Here is a 17735-nt window from a genome sequence, read left to right as displayed (position 1 = left end):
TATTGTTTTGATTTTCAATGCATTTCGGTTTGCTTCGCAAGGTGCTTTCAATGAAAAAATGTTTTCATTTCACCAATGCTCAATGTGACAAATTAATTCGTTTTTGACTTTTCAGACAGCCTCTTTTTGTGAGTATAATTTAATCCAAAATATTAACTTGTATAAAACTCAAAAGCTTCAATTATTAATTTATTATCTACCAAACAGTCAATCTTACATGTTCCAATAGATTCTAAAAGCACAAAATTGATATTACCATGATTGTTCTTCTTATCATATTTTAGTAACTCAATAATAGCAGGATAGTCGTTTTTTTCAATGGTCACTTTATCATAATAACTAAGAAATAGTTTTTTTATGCTGTCTGTTGTTTCTTTTGGGAATCCAACTAATTCTGTTGACATATAACATGCTAAAATCATGCCTATAATAATAGCTTCGCCATGTAATAAAGTCGTTTTATTTGGGTTACTTAAATAGTAGGATTCTATGGCATGACCCAATGTATGCCCAAAATTTAAAGTTTTACGCAACCCATCTTCAAAAGGATCTTCTGTAACAACATCTCTTTTTATGATAACAGATTCATATATTAATTCATCTAAATTATCAAGTGAAAGTTTAGATAAATCTTGAAATTTATTCCAATAACCTTCCCCTGTAATTAAGCCATGTTTAAGCATTTCTGCTAATCCAGAACGCATTTGGTCTTGAGGTAGGGTGTCTAAATACGGTGTATCTATAAGCACTAAATCAGGGTTGCTAATAACACCTATTTGATTTTTTAAATGTCCTAAATCAACACCTGTTTTCCCACCAACAGAGGCATCTACCATGGATAGTAGAGTAGTGGGGATATTTATATAAGCTATCCCTCGCTTAAAAGTACAAGCTACAAATCCTCCTAAGTCCGTAATTACACCACCACCAATATTAATCATTAAACTTTTCCGGTCTGCATCCAACTCAGAAAGGGCATTCCAAACTCCAACACAAGTTTCAATAGTTTTGTTTATTTCACCAGATTCTATTTCAATAATTTCTATCGTCTTATCTGTTTCTAATTTTTCTAAAAGTTTAGGCAGACAATGTAGATGCGTGTTTTCATCTACTAAAATAAAAATATTAGAGAAATTATTATCCTCAATATGTTGATTTAAAGAGGTATAGCAGGTATTATTAAAATGAATTATACTCTTGTTAGCTGTAATAGAATCCATAAAAGAGTTGTTGTTTTAAAAAGCTGTGAAATTAAGGAGTTTTTATATAAAATGATAACTTAGCTATAATTATCTTTACGCAAAATTTTCAAAATGAACACAGATTTAATTTTTGACGATACTGAAATTGCTTTTTCATTAAAGACAGACTCTGAATTAGAACGCGCATATTTCTTGTTTAAAATGATTTCTATAGAACCCTTAGTTCGTATTGGAACTGCGGCTACTAACTTTGCTATAAAAGCACACTTGCCAATTGAAGGTTTAATTCGTTCTACGGTTTTCGATCATTTTTGTGGTGGTGTGAATGAAGAAGATTGTTTATCTGTAATTGATAATATGTATTACAAAGGCGTTAGCTCTGTTTTAGATTATTCTGTTGAAGGAAAAGAAAGTGAGAAAGAGTTTGATTCAGCCAAGGATAAAATTTTAAAAATAATCGATTTTGCAAATGAAATTGATGCTATACCAATTGCAGTATTTAAACCAAGTGGTTTTGGACGATTTTATTTATATGAAAAAATAAGTAGCGGAGAAGCTTTAACCGAAAATGAAGAAGAAGAGTGGTCTAGAGTTTTAGAAAGGTATGATGCTGTTTGTAAAAAAGCTAAGGCTAATGATGTTGCCGTTTTAATTGATGCTGAAGAAAGTTGGATGCAAGATGCATGTGATGCCCTTATTACCAATTTAATGATTATTTATAATACAGAAAAGCCCATAGTTTATAATACCTTACAAATGTATAGACATGATAGGTTGGCATTCTTAGAAAAGGAACATGAAAAAGCTAAAAAAGGCAATTATTTTCTAGGGTTTAAATTGGTACGTGGCGCCTATATGGAAAAGGAAAATGATAGAGCTGAAGAAAAAGATTATAAATCCCCAATATGTGAAAGCAAATTTGAAACAGACCAGAATTTTAATAATGGTTTGTATTATATGATGGATCATTTGGATTGTATGTCTTTGTTTGCAGGAACCCACAATGAAGATAGTTCTTATCTTTTGATGAATTTAATGAATGAAAAAAAGTTACTCAACAATGACCCTCGTATTTGGTTTGGTCAATTATATGGCATGAGTGATCATATTAGTTTTAATTTAGCTAATAAAGGTTATAATGTTGCAAAGTATATTCCTTTTGGCCCCGTAAAAGATGTGATGCCTTATTTGATTAGACGCGCGGAAGAAAACACATCTGTAGCTGGACAAACTGGAAGAGAATTAGCGTTGATAAAAAAAGAAAAAAACCGAAGAAAACAAAGTCTTTAAAATAAAATATGACTATCGGATTTGTTACATAAACTTTTTTTGTCAATCAGGTTATCCTCTTTTTTTCCGGATTATTCGATTTACGGCTAAATTTAGGCCTACACACCCCTTAATCCCCTCTTTTTAGAGGGGAAACGATTTCTTCCCTCCTAGAAAGGAGGGATAGAGGGAGGTGTTTTTTTACAAAACTTAAAAGTTGACTTCATGTGCAAACTATCCGATAGTCATAAAATTAAATATAATTGAGTAAAATAGATTTTATTTCTTTGTTAGACATGTAAGGCGTCATGTTAGATAATGGAGTGAAATCTATTTTTATTGATTTAGAATCATTTTTTTGTTTTATGGCTAAAATATCTTCGTATTCAGTTGAAAGAAGAATTTCATCAGCAGAAATGATATCTTCATTGAGTTTTTCTCCAGGACGTAAACCAATAACTTTAATTTCGGGTATATTTTCAAGATTATCATAACACAAAAGAAGTCTTTCAATAATATCTAATATTTTAATAGGCTCGCCCATATTGAAGGTAAATGAATCACTTTGATAATCTCGTGTCGAAGCTAGTTTTAGAATAAGGTTACAGGCTTTATATTTACTTATAAAATATCTTGAAATATCATTATTTGTGATAGTTAATGGATGGCCAAACTCAATTTGCTTTTTAAATAAAGGAACAACTGATCCATTAGAACCAAATATGTTTCCAAATCTTGCAGTAATAAATTCTGTCTCGCTTTTTTCATTTAAAAAGCTTAAATAGGTTTCCCCAATCTGTTTAGTCATCCCCATGACACTAACAGGGTTTACAGCTTTATCAGTAGATATAAAAATAAATTTTTTCACCTTATATTTAAGAGAGAAATCAGCAAGTAATTTGGTGCCAAATATATTTAATTTAACCGCTTCATAGGCATTATCCTCCATTAATGGTACATGTTTATAAGCTGCTGTATGAAAAATAATAGACGGTGTATTGGCTTCAAATAGATATTTTAATGAGTCTTCATCAGTAACATTAAGTAATACAAAATCTATATGGTTAACATCTTCAAATTCTAATTCTTTTATTAGTACATAAAGCGGAGATTCTGCGACATCAACTAAAATAAGTTTTTTGTACTTACAGTTAATTAATTGTTTAGTAAGCCCGCTACCAATAGAACCAGCTGCACCAGTTATTAAAATGATTTCATCAGAAAAATCAAAGGAGACTATATTTTTAAGATTTTTAATTTTTGAAGGAAATAAGCCCGAATCATATAACAGTTCATCAATATGATTTGCAGTTTCTTTATTCATAAGGGCTATTTAACGTTCGTTAAAACGATAGGTTATTAGGGTAAAATGCATTTGCAAATTATGAATAATTATTATTTACTGCAAATAACTTATGAAATAGAATTTCGCGTATTCTTATTTGGTAATCACTTTAACAATAGTAAGTCCTATAAGTTTCAAGTCAAAAAAGAAATTGCGCTTACTTATATACTCCTTATTATAGTTCAACTTATCAGGAATAATCGTTTTGATGAAAAATTCTTCAGGGTCTTTGGCAGCTTTTAAAAGTTCAACTTCGTTTCTATATTTTAAAGAGGCTAAACCTGTAATACCTGGTCGCACTTTAAATATATTCATATCATCTTCATTATAAAAATTCACATAATAACGTAGTTCCGGCCTAGGGCCAACAAAACTCATATCACCTTTAAGGATATTAATAAGTTGTGGAAATTCATCTATTTTATAACGCCTTAAGAAATAGCCCATTTTGGTTATCCTTGAATCATTATTACCAAGAGTTAGTAGTCCTTTTATGTCGGACTGTACCCTCATAGTTCTAAATTTATATATATTAAAATCCTCGTTATTTTTTCCAACGCGACCTTGAATAAAAAGTACAGGTCCTTTTGAGTCTAATTTGATTAGAATAGAAATTAATAGTAGGACTAGTAAGAGTAGTATCAGCCCGATTACTGAAAAAACAACATCAAATAGTCGTTTTATCATGTTATTTATCAATTATTAATTTTAAAACGGTTGCTATACTATCACAATTTTCAACCGTTAAAGTAACCTCGTTATCATTGTGCATACCTTCTATAGTATAAACACCACATGGCTCTTCCCGTGGGTTGCTTTCAGAAAAATTAATATCACCTTTTTTTAGAATATAGTTTATAGCTGCAGAATCAACAGTTTTATTATCTAAAAGGGTAGAAATATTTTGGCTGTAAATTAGTTTTTTTGAGTTTATATTTTTTAAGACTCGAGAATCAGGACCATAACTACAAGATGTTTTTTTACCATTTAAAAAGAAAGCGAGAATAACTAATCCTATGGAAAAACCTCCAAGATAATAACCAATGCGTTGAATAAGTGTCATTTAAAATGTTTAGGGTTTGGTGAAAATTTAATTAAAATATTAGCAAATTCACATCATTGTATTTTAAATCGAACCATTCACCTACAGGTTTACTTGTTAAAATACCGTGGTAAAAGTACAATCCATTTTTTAAACCCTTGTCAAATCTTAAAGAATTTTCTATGCCACCATCTTCAGCAATTTTCAGCAAATAAGGCGTGAATATATTACTAATTGAAACTGTTGCTGTACGCGGGTATCTAGCAGGAATATTAGGGACACAATAATGCACCACATTGTGCTTTATATAAGTTGGTTGCTTGTGTGATGTAACTTCACTGGTTTCAAAGCATCCACCCATATCGATACTAACATCAATAATAATAGCTCCTTTTTTCATAGACTGTACCAAGCCTTCAGAAACTACAATTGGAGATCTGTTTGTCCCTCTTACCGCACCAATAACAACATCGCAACGTTTTAATGCTTTAAGTAAATTTTTAGGTTGAATTGTTGAAGTAAAAAGAGGACGTCCTAATTGAGATTGAATACGTCGTAATTTTGTAATTGAATTATCAAATACCTTTACACCAGCCCCAAGTCCCAAAGCACTTCTCGCTGCAAATTCACCAACTGTACCAGCCCCTAAAATAACGACCTCTATTGGAGGTACACCACTTATGTTACCAAACATTAAGCCATTACCGCTTTTGGCATCTGAAAGTAGTTCTGAAGCGATTAATACAGATGCAGTACCAGCAATTTCACTTAGCGACCTTACTGCAGGGTAACTACCATCTGTATCTCTTATAAACTCAAATGCAAGCGCAGTAATTCTTTTTGATGCTAGAGCTTCAAAATATTTTTTTGTTTGAGTCTTTAACTGCAAAGCAGAAATTAAAATAGTTTGTGGATTTAAAAGCTTTATTTGTTCTAGAGTAGGGGGCTCTACTTTTAAAATCATTGGGCACGAGAATACTTTGGCGGTATCTTTTGTGATTTCAGCTCCAGCTTCACTATAATCTTTATCGCTAAAATTTGCACCTTTTCCAGCACCAGATTCAATTAAAACTCTATGACCATTATTTACCAAAGCATAAACAGCATCTGGGGTTAAGCAAATACGCTTTTCTTGAAAAGCAGTTTCTTTAGGAATACCTATGAATAACTCTCCTTTTTTCTTAAAAATTTCAAGCGTTTCTTCTTGTGGTAAAAGCTGTTGCTTAGTAAAAGGCGAAAGTGGTTGTTTCGACATGGATTAGATCAAATTATTAAATTTCAAATTACAAATAAATTTTTTAATTAGAACTCATCTTAACTTTTAATTTTTAACCGAAAATGAGCTAAAATTTGTTCAGATGAGACTATTTTTGATAGGCATAGCATCGCTACGCATAAGAAAATAGACGAAATATGGGCGAATTTCAGCCATTTTATAGGAAATAGAAATAGTCAAGATGAGTTCTTAGAATATAATCTAAAAAAATAATTGTTTTCATATTCTAAAAGCATAAATGCGATATAACTATTGATTTTATCAGATAAAATAACAATTTATCAGATTCTTTTTAAATGTAAAAATTAATTATTATAAGTTTGTTTCTGTAATTTAGCCTATGCTTAGAAAATTTTTCCCCTGTTTTATTTTTTTATCTACGATGTTTTGTTTTTCACAACAATTTAGTGTTGGTGGAAATGTAAATGATTCAAACAATGAACCTATTGCATACGCTAATGTTGTGATAATGAGTAAGGAAAATTCAGAAATACTAAAAGGTTCAACCACTAATGATTTTGGTGCTTTCAAAATTGATGATATTGACAAAGGTGATTATACAATTAAAATAAGTTTTTTAGGATTTGAAGACTATTCAAAAGCAATAACGCTGAATGAACATATTGACTTAGGAATAGTGATACTCAAAGAAAATTTGCAAGAACTTGATGGAGTTACAGTAGTAGCAAAAAGGCCAACCGTAAAAAGATTGGTTGACAGATTAGTTTTTAATGTTGAAAACTCAACACTTTCAAATAATAATGTTTTGGATGTTTTAAAACATACTCCTGGCGTTTTGGTAAATAATGAGAAAATTACAGTAAAACAATCTACACCAACAATTTATATTAATGATAGACGCGTGCATTTATCTTCAAATGAGGTACAGCAACTTTTGGAGGGGACTTCTGCAAGTAATATAAAATCTATTGAAGTTATTACAAGTCCACCAGCTAAATATGAAGCCGAAGGCGGTTCTGTTATAAACATAATAACTAGTAAAAATATTATTGCTGGTTATAACGGTAGCGTTTTTGGTAACTATAAACAAGGCAGTGAATTTCCAAAATATGCATTAGGAACGAGTCATTTTTTTAAAGCCAAAAAACTCAATGCATATTTGAATTATAGTATAAGCCCTAGAAAGGATTTTCGCAATAATGATGAGTTTGTAAATTTTATAGATAATAATCAAGTAACCACAAGTTGGGCAACTGATTTTAAAAGAACGCGCGAAACAGCAAATCAAAACATAAATGCTACCATTGATTATGAGTTAGATAAAAATAATAGTTTGGGGTTTTCAACAAGTATGCTTTTATCTCCCAGAGCAAACACGCAAACCAATGTCAATTCTATAACCGATGTTTTTAGTAATAATAAAGTATTAGATTCTACCTTTATAACTCAAAATAAATTAGTTGATGAAACGTTTAATCTAGCATTTACTCTAGATTATATCCACAAGTTTAAAAAAGAAGGAGAAAAGCTTCTAATAAGCGCGCATCATACTAATTATGACTTTTCTAGCTTTCAAAATGTGGATACTGATTACTTATTTCCAGATGAATCTCTTATTAGAACTAATAGATTTCAAACATTTTCAAGTCAAGAGATTAAACTCTATACAGGGCAATTAGACTATGAATTGCCCGTAAATGATTCAGGACTGTTTGAAGCTGGAGTAAAAGTATCCAATATAAACTCTAAGAGTATTCTAACTCAGTATAACTTTGAAAATGGTATTAGAGAGCTAGATTTACAAAATTCTGATACGTTTTTATATGATGAAACTAATTATGCAGTATATACTAGTTACTCAAAAGATTGGGATTCATGGAGTTTAAAATTGGGTTTAAGAACTGAATTAACTGATATTAAAGGGAATTCATTATCAACAAATCAAGTAAATAAAAACGATTATGTAAAGTTTTTTCCTTCTTTCCATTTGTTGCATAGAGTAAATGATAATAATGATATCTATTTTAACTATAACAAACGCATATACCGCCCAAGATATAGTCAATTAAATCCATTTAAATATTTTTTAAATGACAATACGTTTATAACAGGAGACCCTAATTTGCAGCCTCAAATTGATGATCAATTTATTTTGGGGTATACATTTAATAAGGATTATACTTTTGAATTATATTATAGGTATGAGAAAGATCCTACTTTACAATATTTTTATCAAGATAACAACAGAAATTTATTAGTATATCAAAACACAAATACTGATGAATCAATTTCCTATGGTTTAGATTTTACAACTTATGTGGCATTAAATAATTATTGGAATTTATATGTTTTATCATCAGTATATTATTATAACAATAAGTTTAATCCAATTGAGAGTAATGCTATTTCATTTGTTGGAGATAAATGGAGTTTTTATTCAGAAATTATTAACTATTTTACTTTTTTAAAAGATAAAAGTTTAGTTGCAGATGTGTCTTTTAATTATTTATCTCCAACTAACGATGGGCCAACTGACACTAGTTTTACATCAAGTTTAGATATTAATTTAAGAAAGACATTTGGGAATAAGAGGGCTTCTTTTAATATAGGAGTGTTGGATATTTTCAACACACAAAATTTTAATACGACCACCAAGTACTTAAACCAAGATATTTTTTCTAAATTTCAATTTGAAAATAGATTATTTGTATTTGGATTTAATTATCAGTTTGGAAACTTCAGATTAACAAACAATAAAAAGAGTATTGATTTGAACGAAAGAGATAGGCTAAGAAATAATAATTAAAAATTAGAATCACTTTTTGTTCTTTTTATAATGTTTATACAGTAAAACCAGTGTTGGTATAAACGATGCTATAACTATAGATAAAAGAACAATTTTAAATACAGGATCTGTCATAATTAAATTAAAAATATTGTTTTATTTTATTCCAAAAGTTTTTTGGAGATATTTTGAACTCTTCTTCTAATTCCTCTAAAGATTTATTGGCATCATTAATTTTGTTGAATATACGGGCTCTAATTAAATAAATTGAAGGTATAATGATTGCCATAACCGGAATCATATAGATTAATTGAAATTCATCCATAAATTTATTTTCCGCATTAAATACTTGAAAAATTTGAAATAAATACATGGCTATGGGTACTAAAAGAGAATGATACCACCAATGTCTGCAGGTAAAAAACCATATAAATAATAAAAATAAAGGGATAATTTTACCAGTAAAAACCCACATAGCATAATTGGCATCTTCCCAAAGGCTACTATCATAAGTAAATAAAAAAGTGCTCCATACACGTTGTACTGGAACACTTTCATATAAAGAAAATAAATAAGGTGTTAAAGATATAAGAGTAGCAATTATACTACCTAATATCAATCCCTTAGTTACCTTTTTTTCTTTAAGCAACGATTGGTCTAGATTTCTTTTCGATTTTTGCCGTTTGTTCAACATCTACGTTATATTGGTTAGCTGCATTAGCTATAAACAATATACCTCCAAAAATTGCGATTGCAATTAAATACTTTTTAGTCTTCATAATTTTAAGGGATTTTAATTAATTAATACCCAAATGTAAATAAAGACTATCTTGAAGTAAATCAACAAATGTTAAAATTATGTTAAAAACAATGAATTTTAAAATTCATGATGTGGGTTTCCCGTAAAACTTCAAAATATTACTGGAGAATATGCTATTTATGCGTCATAAGCTATTAGTTATTGGCTTGTTTCTGTTTTATTTAAACTTAAAATACGGTTGTTTTCAGTGTCTAATTTTATCTCAATACAATCAAAATCATCATATAAAATCGACTCTATTTTTTCGGGCCATTCAATTAATTTCCAATACTCAGAATCTAAATAATCTTCAATTCCAAAATTGTAAGCTTCTTCTAAATCATTAATTCTGTATAAATCAAAATGATAAATTTTTTCATCTTTTAATTTATATTCATTTACAATTGAAAACGTTGGGCTACTAACTTCGTCTTCGCTACCTAACAGTTTTACTATGGTTTTTATAAGGGTTGTTTTTCCAACACCCATACCTCCATAGAACAATAATGTCTTTGATTTAGAATTTTTTAAAAGGTGTTTTGCTGCTTGCTCAACCTCATTTAAACCATAGCGAATATTCAATTTAAATAAAATTTATATACAATATTAGTTATAATAATTTAAAAAACCTAAATAAAATTGCATTTCATCGATGATATATGCTTTTTATGGATTTATTTGGGATTAAAAACAGCGAAAGGAATAACCATTTCTTCTAAAGAAACACCGCCATGTTGATAGGTATTTCTGTAGTAACTAACATAATGATTATAGTTGTTTGGGTAAGCAAAAAACAAATCACTTTTTGCAAAAATATAAGAACTGCTCATATTAATTGAAGGGAGATGCAGCTCCTTTGGGTCTTTCGATGCCAGTACATCCTTGCTATCATAAGTTAGGCTTCTTCCTGTTTTATAACGCAGGTTTAAACTGGTATCTCTATCACCAATAACCTTAGAAGGGTTTTTTACATTTATAGTGCCATGGTCTGTAGTTAGGATTAATTTGAAACCTAATTGTTGTGCTTGCTGAATCATATCTAAAAGTGGGGAGTTTTTAAACCAACTAAGTGTTAAAGACCGATATGCTTTATCGTTTGATGCCAATTCTTTAACGACATCCATTTCGGTTTTAGAATGTGATAGCATATCAACAAAATTATAAACTACAACTGTTAAATCGTTGTCTTTTAATGATTTGAAATTATCAGCTAATTTTCTTCCCTTTTTAAGATTTGTAATTTTGTGATATTCATAGTTTAAATTTGTTAAGCCCAAACGCTTCATTTGTGTCTCTAAAAAATCAGCTTCATGCATATTTTTTCCACCTTCATCAGTATCATTTTTCCAATACTGCGGAAATAGTTTTTCCATATCACTTGGCATTAATCCTGAAAAAATAGCATTTCTAGCATATTGGGTAGCTGTTGGCAGGATACTGAAAAAAGCTTCCTCCTTATCTTTTTTGAAATAATTACTAATGATAGGCTCAAAAACTTTCCACTGATCGTAACGTAAATTATCAATTACAACTAATAAGGTTGGCTGTTCTTTGCTTAATTCTGGAACTATTTTTTCTTTGAATAAGGTATGAGACATTATTGGTGCATCGGTATGCGGTTTAAACCAATGTGCATAATTTTTTTCAATAAACTTCCCAAATTGAATATTCGCTTCGTTTTTTTGAGATTCTAAAATTTCAAACATACCAACATCTTCAATATCTTCTAACTGAATTTCCCAATAAATTAATTTTTGGTATAAGTTCACCCATTCTTCATAGCTATTTACCATAGCTAAATCCATAGCGATTTTTCTAAACTCTTGTTGGTAGTTCGAAGTTGTTTTTTCTGAAATAAGTCTTGAATGATCTAAGTTCTTTTTTAAACTTAACAGAATCTGATTTGGATTTACAGGCTTAATTAAATAATCAGCTATTTTGTTACCAATAGCTTCTTCCATGATGTATTCTTCCTCACTTTTGGTTATCATTACTACGGGAAGGTTGTCTTTTTTCTCTTTAATTTCATGCAAAGTTTCAAGACCAGTAAGACCTGGCATGTTTTCATCTAAAAACACTATATCAAAATTTTCTTCATCTAAGATATCAATGGCTTCAGTACCACTATTACAAGTTGTAACTTTATAGTTTTTCTTTTCAAGAAATAAAATATGTGGTTTAAGCAAATCAATTTCATCATCAACCCAAAGTATTTTTATCATAGTAATCTATTTAAAGTATTATTAAAATTATTAGAAATAATTAGCTTTTTGTTTCATAAAAACGTTTTTATTTCAACTGCCCATTATGGGCTCATATCCCTATATTTGTAAATATTAAATGTAAAAAATTAAAGTTTGAACAAACTTAAAATATTAAACGACCCAATTTACGGATTTATTACTATTCCAAATTCGCTCATTTTCGATTTAATACAGCATAAATATTTTCAACGCTTACGTAGAATTACACAAATGGGGATGTCATATTTGGTATATCCTGGGGCGCATCACACCAGATTTCATCATGCTATTGGTTGTGTGCATTTAATGCAGCAAGCGGTTAATGTGCTTCGTTTTAAAGGGGTTACAATTTCTGACGAGGAAGAAACGGGTCTTTATGTTGCTATTTTGCTGCATGATATTGGTCATGGTCCGTTTTCGCATGCCATGGAACATTCTATAGTGAATAATGTCTCTCATGAAGCCATTTCGTTGTTATTTATGGAACGTTTAAATGAAGAATTTAACGGAAGTTTAACGCTTGCCATTCAAATTTTCAAAGGGGAATACCCAAGAAAATTTATGTGCCAGCTTATTTCCGGACAATTAGATATGGATAGGGCAGACTATTTAAAACGTGATAGTTTTTACACAGGAGTTGCAGAAGGCAATATAAATAGTGAGCGTTTAATAACGATGCTGAATGTAGTTGATGATGCGCTAGTTGTAGAAGAAAAAGGTATTTATAGTGTTGAAAAATTTATTATAGCTAGACGCTTAATGTACTGGCAAGTGTATTTGCATAAAACTGGTTTAGTTGCAGAACAGTTGTTAATTAGGGTATTGAAGCGCGCTAAAGAATTACATGATTTGGGACATAAACTTCAAGCAAGTGATGCGCTATTGTATTTTTTGAAAAATAAAATATCTATTATCAATTTTAAAAATGATACACTTGAAGTCTTTTCACAGTTAGATGATTATGATATTATATCGGCAATGAAACAATGGCAACATCATAAAGATTTTGTGCTTAGTAATTTAAGCGAGATGATAATTAATAGAAACTTACTTCAGATTAAACTAAAAAATAAAAAAATCAAAGAAGGTAGTTTGAAGAAGCATATTGAAACTATAATTAGTAAGTATAATATTTCAGAAGAAGATGCAAAATATTTTGTGTTTACTGGAAGTATTTCAAATCAAGCTTATCAACTAAATACTAAAGGCATTAATATATTGCATAAGTCTGGAAAGATAGAAGATATCGTTAAAGCATCAGACCAATTGAATCTTAAGGCGTTATCAAAACCTGTTACAAAATATTATATATGTTACCCTAAGGTTAAACTATAACCCGCATTATGCATTAGAAGATCGTTATGAAGTTTAAAATCACAATAAAATATGGCTTTTTAAGGTTTTAGCATAGCCTAGTTACGGTTAAACTTTAAAAAGTAGCAAAGCGTTATATTTTGAAGTCATTTTAAGATGTAATAGATTTTCTAATGCATAATGTGGGTTTGGCACATTTTTCTTATTTTTGCGTGAATCAAACAAAAAACAAAATCTAACTTTCAAAGTGTGAAATTTACAGCACAACAAATAGCAGGAATATTAGAAGGCGATGTAGTTGGGAATCCTGATATTGAAGTATCAAAACTTGCTAAAATTGAAGAAGGCTTTGAAGGTGCTTTAACCTTTTTAGCAAACCCTAAGTACACGCCACATATTTATACTACCAAAGCTTCAGTTACAATTGTAAATAAAACTTTTGATCCTGAGAGTAGTTTAAAAACGACGCTAATAAAAGTTGATGATGCATATTTGGCGTTTTCAAAGATTCTAGAATATTACAATTCAGTGAAGCTTAATAAAGTTGGAGTAGAACAACCTTCGTTTATTTCTGATTCTTCAAAACATGGTGATGACGTATATATTGGAGCATTTAGCTATATCGGTGAACATGTTGTTATGGGCAATAATGTTAAAATATTTCCAAACACATATATAGGAGATAATACCGTAATAGATGATAATACCATAGTTTTTTCTGGTGCTAAGATTTATTCTGAAACTATAATAGGTAAAAATTGTGTTATTAATTCTGGAGCTATTATAGGAGCTGATGGTTTTGGTTTTGCTCCTAATGATGAAGGGGGCTATAGTAAAATTCCTCAAATTGGAAATGTGATTATTGAAGACTTTGTTGATGTAGGTGCTGCAACAACTATTGATCGAGCCACTCTAGGTTCAACCACTATTAGAACTGGTGTAAAACTAGATAACCAAATACAAATAGCACATAACGTTGAAATTGGTAATAATACGGTGATCGCTGCCCAAACTGGTGTTGCAGGCTCTACTAAAATTGGGAAAAATTGTCAGATAGGAGGGCAGGTTGGTATAGCTGGACATATAACAATAGGTAATAATGTTAGAATACAAGCACAATCTGGTATTGGTAGAAATGTTAAAGATGACGAAATCTTACAAGGCTCTCCAGCTATAAAATTAAGTGACTACAATAAATCGTATGTTCATTTTAAAAACTTGCCAACTATTGTTAAAAATATTAATGATTTAGAAAAGAATAAATGGGAATAGTTAATACTGAAATCAAACAAAAAACTATTAAAGAAGCCGTTTCTTTAAAAGGTGTAGGATTGCATACTGGATTAGAAGTAACCTTAACTTTTAAACCAGCTGCAGCTAATTCTGGATTATCATTTAAGCGTGTTGATCTGGAAGGGCAACCTGTAATTGAAGCTGATGCTAATTATGTAACAAACACACAGCGTGGAACTTGTTTAGAGAAAAATGGAGTAACGATTCAAACGTCTGAACATGTTTTAGCTGCTTTGGTAGGATTAGATGTTGATAACGCTGTAATAGAACTTAATGCCTCTGAACCTCCTATAATGGATGGGTCTTCTAAGTTTTTTGTTGAAGCCATTGAAAAAGCTGAAGTTGTAGAACTTGATGCTTGTAGGGAAGAGTTTGTTATTACAGATATTGTATCTTATGTAGATGAAGAATCTGGAAGTGAAATTCTTGTGATGCCTTCTAAAGAATACCAAATTACTACTATGGTAGATTTTGGAACTAAAGTTTTAGGAACACAAAATGCGACGTTAAATCATATTTCAGATTTTAAAAAGGATATTTCAGACTCACGTACATTTAGTTTCTTACATGAAATAGAAATGTTATTAGAACATGGTTTAATAAAAGGAGGCGATTTAAACAATGCTATAGTATATGTAGATAAAGCACTATCTCCTGAAACTATGGAAAAGCTAAGAGTAGCGTTTAAAAAAGATTCTATTTCAGTTAAGCCAAATGGCATTTTAGACAATTTGACTTTGCATCATCCTAATGAAGCGGCAAGACATAAATTATTAGATGTTTTAGGCGATTTAGCGCTTGTTGGAACCAGAATTAGAGGTAAGGTTATTGCAAATAAACCCGGACATTTTGTTAACACACAATTTGCAAAAAAACTTTCAAAAATAATAAAGAACGAACGTCGTAACAATGTACCAAATATAGATTTAAACCAACCTCCTTTAATGGATGTGATGCAAATCATGGCTATGTTACCTCACAGGCAACCGTTTTTGTTAATAGACAAAGTATATGAACTTACCGAAAATCATGTCATAGCCACAAAAAATGTGACTATGAACGAAGAGTTTTTTAAAGGTCATTTTCCAGGAGCTCCAGTAATGCCCGGGGTTTTAATTGTTGAAGCTATGGCACAAACAGGTGGGGTTTTAGTTTTAAATACCGTTCCAGATCCAGAAAATTACTTAACATTTTTTATGAAAATGGATAAGGTTAAGTTTAAACAAAAAGTAATGCCTGGTGATACTCTCATATTCAGCTGTTCGTTAATTACTCCAATTCGTCGTGGTATTTGCCACATGCAAGGATATGCTTATGCCAATGGTAAATTATGCGCTGAAGCCGAATTAATGGCTCAAATTTCAAAAGTAAAATAAATATGAACCAACCTTTAGCTTACGTACATCCCGGTGCGAAAATCGCAAAAAATGTAGTTATTGAACCATTTACAACTATTCATAACAATGTAAAAATAGGTGAAGGTACATGGATAGGCAGCAACGTGACCATTATGGAAGGTGCTCGAATTGGTAAGAATTGTAATATTTTTCCTGGTTCAGTAATTTCTGCTGTTCCACAGGACTTAAAATATAATGATGAAGATACAACTGTTGAAATTGGCGATAATGTCACCATAAGAGAATGTGTTACGATCAATAGAGGGACAACAGATAGAATGAAAACAGTAGTAGGCGACAACTGTTTAATAATGGCATATTGCCACATTGCGCACGATTGCATTGTGGGTAAGAATTGTATTTTTTCTAATAACAGTACTTTGGCTGGACATATTAATATTGGCGATTATGTTGTTCTGGCAGGTATGACTGCGGTTCATCAATTTGTTTCCATAGGAAATCATGCTTTTGTAACTGGAGGGTCTTTAGTTAGAAAAGATGTGCCACCTTTTGTGAAAGCTGCTCGCGAACCTTTATCTTATGTTGGAATTAATTCAGTAGGACTAAGACGTAGAGGGTTTTCAGCAGAAAAAATTAGAGAAATTCAAGATATATTCAGAATACTGTATCAAAAAAATTATAATAATACACAAGCTGCTGAAATTATTGAAGCTGAAATGGAGGCAACTCCTGAACGTGATGAAATTCTTCAGTTTATAAAAAATTCTCATCGAGGTATCATGAAAGGATATTTCAAATCAAATTAATTTTAAGATAAAAGAATAAAGAGAAAAGAAGCGAGAAAAAAGACGGATAACGGATTGGAAAGTTTTTTCTCTTTGGGAAGACGGTAGATGGAGAACTCAACAACAAACAACTAAACGACAAACAACTTAACAACAAAATGGCAACGACAAGCGACATTAGAAACGGATTATGTATTCGTTATAACAATGATATTTATAAAGTAATAGAATTTCTACACGTAAAACCTGGTAAAGGACCTGCCTTTGTGAGAACAAAAATGAAAAGTGTAACTAGTGGAAAAGTATTAGATAACACATTTTCTGCAGGGCATAAATTGGAAGATGTACGTGTAGAGACTCATAAATTTCAATATTTATATAATGATGGAGAATTTTATCATTTTATGAATGAAGCAGATTATACTCAAATCCGTTTATTAGAAGCCGCTTTAGATAATCCAGCACTAATGAAAGAAGGCGAGGTAGTAACTGTTTTAATCAATACGGAAGATAATATGCCACTATCTGTTGATTTACCTGCTAGTGTAGTTTTAGAGGTTACACATACAGAACCTGGTGTTAAAGGAAATACAGCTACAAACGCTACTAAGCCTGCAACTATGGAAACTGGAGCAGAGGTTAATGTTCCGTTATTTATAAATGAAGGAGATAAAATTAAAATCGAAACAGCGAAAGGCACTTATAAAGAACGTGTTAAAGAATAAAAAATCAGTTCACAGTTGGCAGAATCCAGTAAGCAGTACTTACTATAATTTGAATCATTGTTGTCCGATAAAAAATAGTTCGCTTAAAGAAAACCTTTGCGAACCCTAAGTTTTCAGGGCTTATAAAAAAGAGGGGCTTGCTTTTTGCGATTACTGAAAAATTTTATTTTTTAGAAAGTTATGAATTTAAAAATTACTGTTTATCAATTAGTTACAATCAAGTCTTTGTTCTTGGTTCTAACAGCGAAGCGGTCTTGATTCTTTAATCGGACACTACTAAATCTGAATACTATATACTGAATACTGATATATGAAGTTTCCTAAACCACATACTTTAA

At 30.6% G+C, this 17735-nt stretch carries 16 protein-coding genes; 7 read left to right on the top strand and 9 right to left on the bottom strand.

What is annotated here, in order from left to right:
- Positions 1-152: 152 nt before the first annotated feature.
- Entirely contained in the window at positions 153-1220 is a 1068-nt protein-coding gene (aroB, locus tag AAC024_RS12000; RefSeq protein WP_339895689.1) for a 3-dehydroquinate synthase, read from the bottom strand.
- Between the two features lie 93 nt (positions 1221-1313).
- Between aroB and AAC024_RS11995 the strand changes: the two genes are divergently transcribed.
- Complete coding sequence (locus AAC024_RS11995; protein ID WP_339895687.1) at positions 1314-2492, top strand: proline dehydrogenase family protein; 1179 nt, start codon at positions 1314-1316, stop codon at positions 2490-2492.
- Between the two features lie 232 nt (positions 2493-2724).
- Here the strand turns inward: AAC024_RS11995 and AAC024_RS11990 are convergent, their stop codons facing one another.
- The 4 genes from AAC024_RS11990 to AAC024_RS11975 all read right to left on the bottom strand — a co-directional run bounded on the left by AAC024_RS11990 (position 2725) and on the right by AAC024_RS11975 (position 6113).
- A complete protein-coding gene (locus tag AAC024_RS11990; RefSeq protein ID WP_339895685.1) occupies positions 2725-3795 on the bottom strand; it encodes a polysaccharide biosynthesis protein in 1071 nt (356 codons plus the stop codon).
- Between the two features lie 114 nt (positions 3796-3909).
- A complete protein-coding gene (locus AAC024_RS11985; RefSeq protein WP_339895684.1) occupies positions 3910-4503 on the bottom strand; it encodes a sugar transferase in 594 nt (197 codons plus the stop codon).
- A 1-nt stretch (position 4504) separates the two neighbouring features.
- The gene (locus tag AAC024_RS11980; RefSeq protein WP_339895683.1) at positions 4505-4879 is read right to left on the bottom strand and encodes a hypothetical protein; all 375 of its coding nucleotides are present in this window, start codon (positions 4877-4879) and stop codon (positions 4505-4507) included.
- Between the two features lie 31 nt (positions 4880-4910).
- On the bottom strand, positions 4911-6113 hold the full coding sequence (locus AAC024_RS11975) for an alanine dehydrogenase (protein ID WP_339895681.1): 1203 nt from the start codon (positions 6111-6113) through the stop codon (positions 4911-4913).
- A 403-nt stretch (positions 6114-6516) separates the two neighbouring features.
- Between AAC024_RS11975 and AAC024_RS11970 the strand changes: the two genes are divergently transcribed.
- Entirely contained in the window at positions 6517-8901 is a 2385-nt protein-coding gene (locus AAC024_RS11970) for an outer membrane beta-barrel family protein (RefSeq protein ID WP_339895679.1), read from the top strand.
- A gap of 121 nt (positions 8902-9022) precedes the next feature.
- Here the strand turns inward: AAC024_RS11970 and AAC024_RS11965 are convergent, their stop codons facing one another.
- From AAC024_RS11965 to AAC024_RS11950, 4 genes are all read right to left on the bottom strand, one after another.
- Positions 9023-9499: a hypothetical protein gene (locus tag AAC024_RS11965; protein WP_339895678.1), complete on the bottom strand. Its 477-nt coding sequence runs from the start codon at positions 9497-9499 to the stop codon at positions 9023-9025.
- A 22-nt stretch (positions 9500-9521) separates the two neighbouring features.
- The gene (locus AAC024_RS11960) at positions 9522-9659 is read right to left on the bottom strand and encodes a hypothetical protein (RefSeq protein ID WP_339895676.1); all 138 of its coding nucleotides are present in this window, start codon (positions 9657-9659) and stop codon (positions 9522-9524) included.
- A 179-nt stretch (positions 9660-9838) separates the two neighbouring features.
- Positions 9839-10261 (bottom strand): tRNA (adenosine(37)-N6)-threonylcarbamoyltransferase complex ATPase subunit type 1 TsaE, encoded by a 423-nt coding sequence (tsaE, locus tag AAC024_RS11955; RefSeq protein WP_339895674.1) that lies wholly within the window; start codon positions 10259-10261, stop codon positions 9839-9841.
- Between the two features lie 92 nt (positions 10262-10353).
- On the bottom strand, positions 10354-11907 hold the full coding sequence (locus AAC024_RS11950; RefSeq protein ID WP_339895700.1) for a bifunctional response regulator/alkaline phosphatase family protein: 1554 nt from the start codon (positions 11905-11907) through the stop codon (positions 10354-10356).
- Between the two features lie 129 nt (positions 11908-12036).
- Here AAC024_RS11950 and AAC024_RS11945 point away from each other — a divergent pair, with 129 nt between their 5' ends.
- From AAC024_RS11945 to efp, 5 genes are all read left to right on the top strand, one after another.
- Positions 12037-13257, top strand: coding sequence for an HD domain-containing protein (locus AAC024_RS11945; protein WP_339895672.1), 1221 nt, complete (start codon positions 12037-12039; stop codon positions 13255-13257).
- Positions 13258-13485: 228 nt separating this feature from the next.
- Positions 13486-14508, top strand: coding sequence for a UDP-3-O-(3-hydroxymyristoyl)glucosamine N-acyltransferase (gene lpxD / locus AAC024_RS11940; protein ID WP_339895670.1), 1023 nt, complete (start codon positions 13486-13488; stop codon positions 14506-14508).
- Positions 14499-15905, top strand: coding sequence for a bifunctional UDP-3-O-[3-hydroxymyristoyl] N-acetylglucosamine deacetylase/3-hydroxyacyl-ACP dehydratase (locus tag AAC024_RS11935; RefSeq protein WP_339895668.1), 1407 nt, complete (start codon positions 14499-14501; stop codon positions 15903-15905). Before lpxD ends, AAC024_RS11935 begins: the two co-directional genes overlap by 10 nt.
- Positions 15906-15907: 2 nt before the next feature.
- Positions 15908-16693, top strand: a complete 786-nt coding sequence (gene lpxA, locus AAC024_RS11930; protein ID WP_339895667.1) for an acyl-ACP--UDP-N-acetylglucosamine O-acyltransferase — start codon at positions 15908-15910, stop codon at positions 16691-16693.
- A gap of 137 nt (positions 16694-16830) precedes the next feature.
- Positions 16831-17397: an elongation factor P gene (gene efp / locus AAC024_RS11925; protein WP_339895666.1), complete on the top strand. Its 567-nt coding sequence runs from the start codon at positions 16831-16833 to the stop codon at positions 17395-17397.
- The last annotated feature ends 338 nt before the right edge of the window (positions 17398-17735 follow it).

Source organism: uncultured Algibacter sp., from assembly GCF_963976535.1.
Taxonomy (GTDB): domain Bacteria; phylum Bacteroidota; class Bacteroidia; order Flavobacteriales; family Flavobacteriaceae; genus Algibacter_B.
The sequence above is the reverse complement of the archived record's forward strand: the minus strand, read 5'-3'. Positions and strand labels throughout refer to the sequence as shown.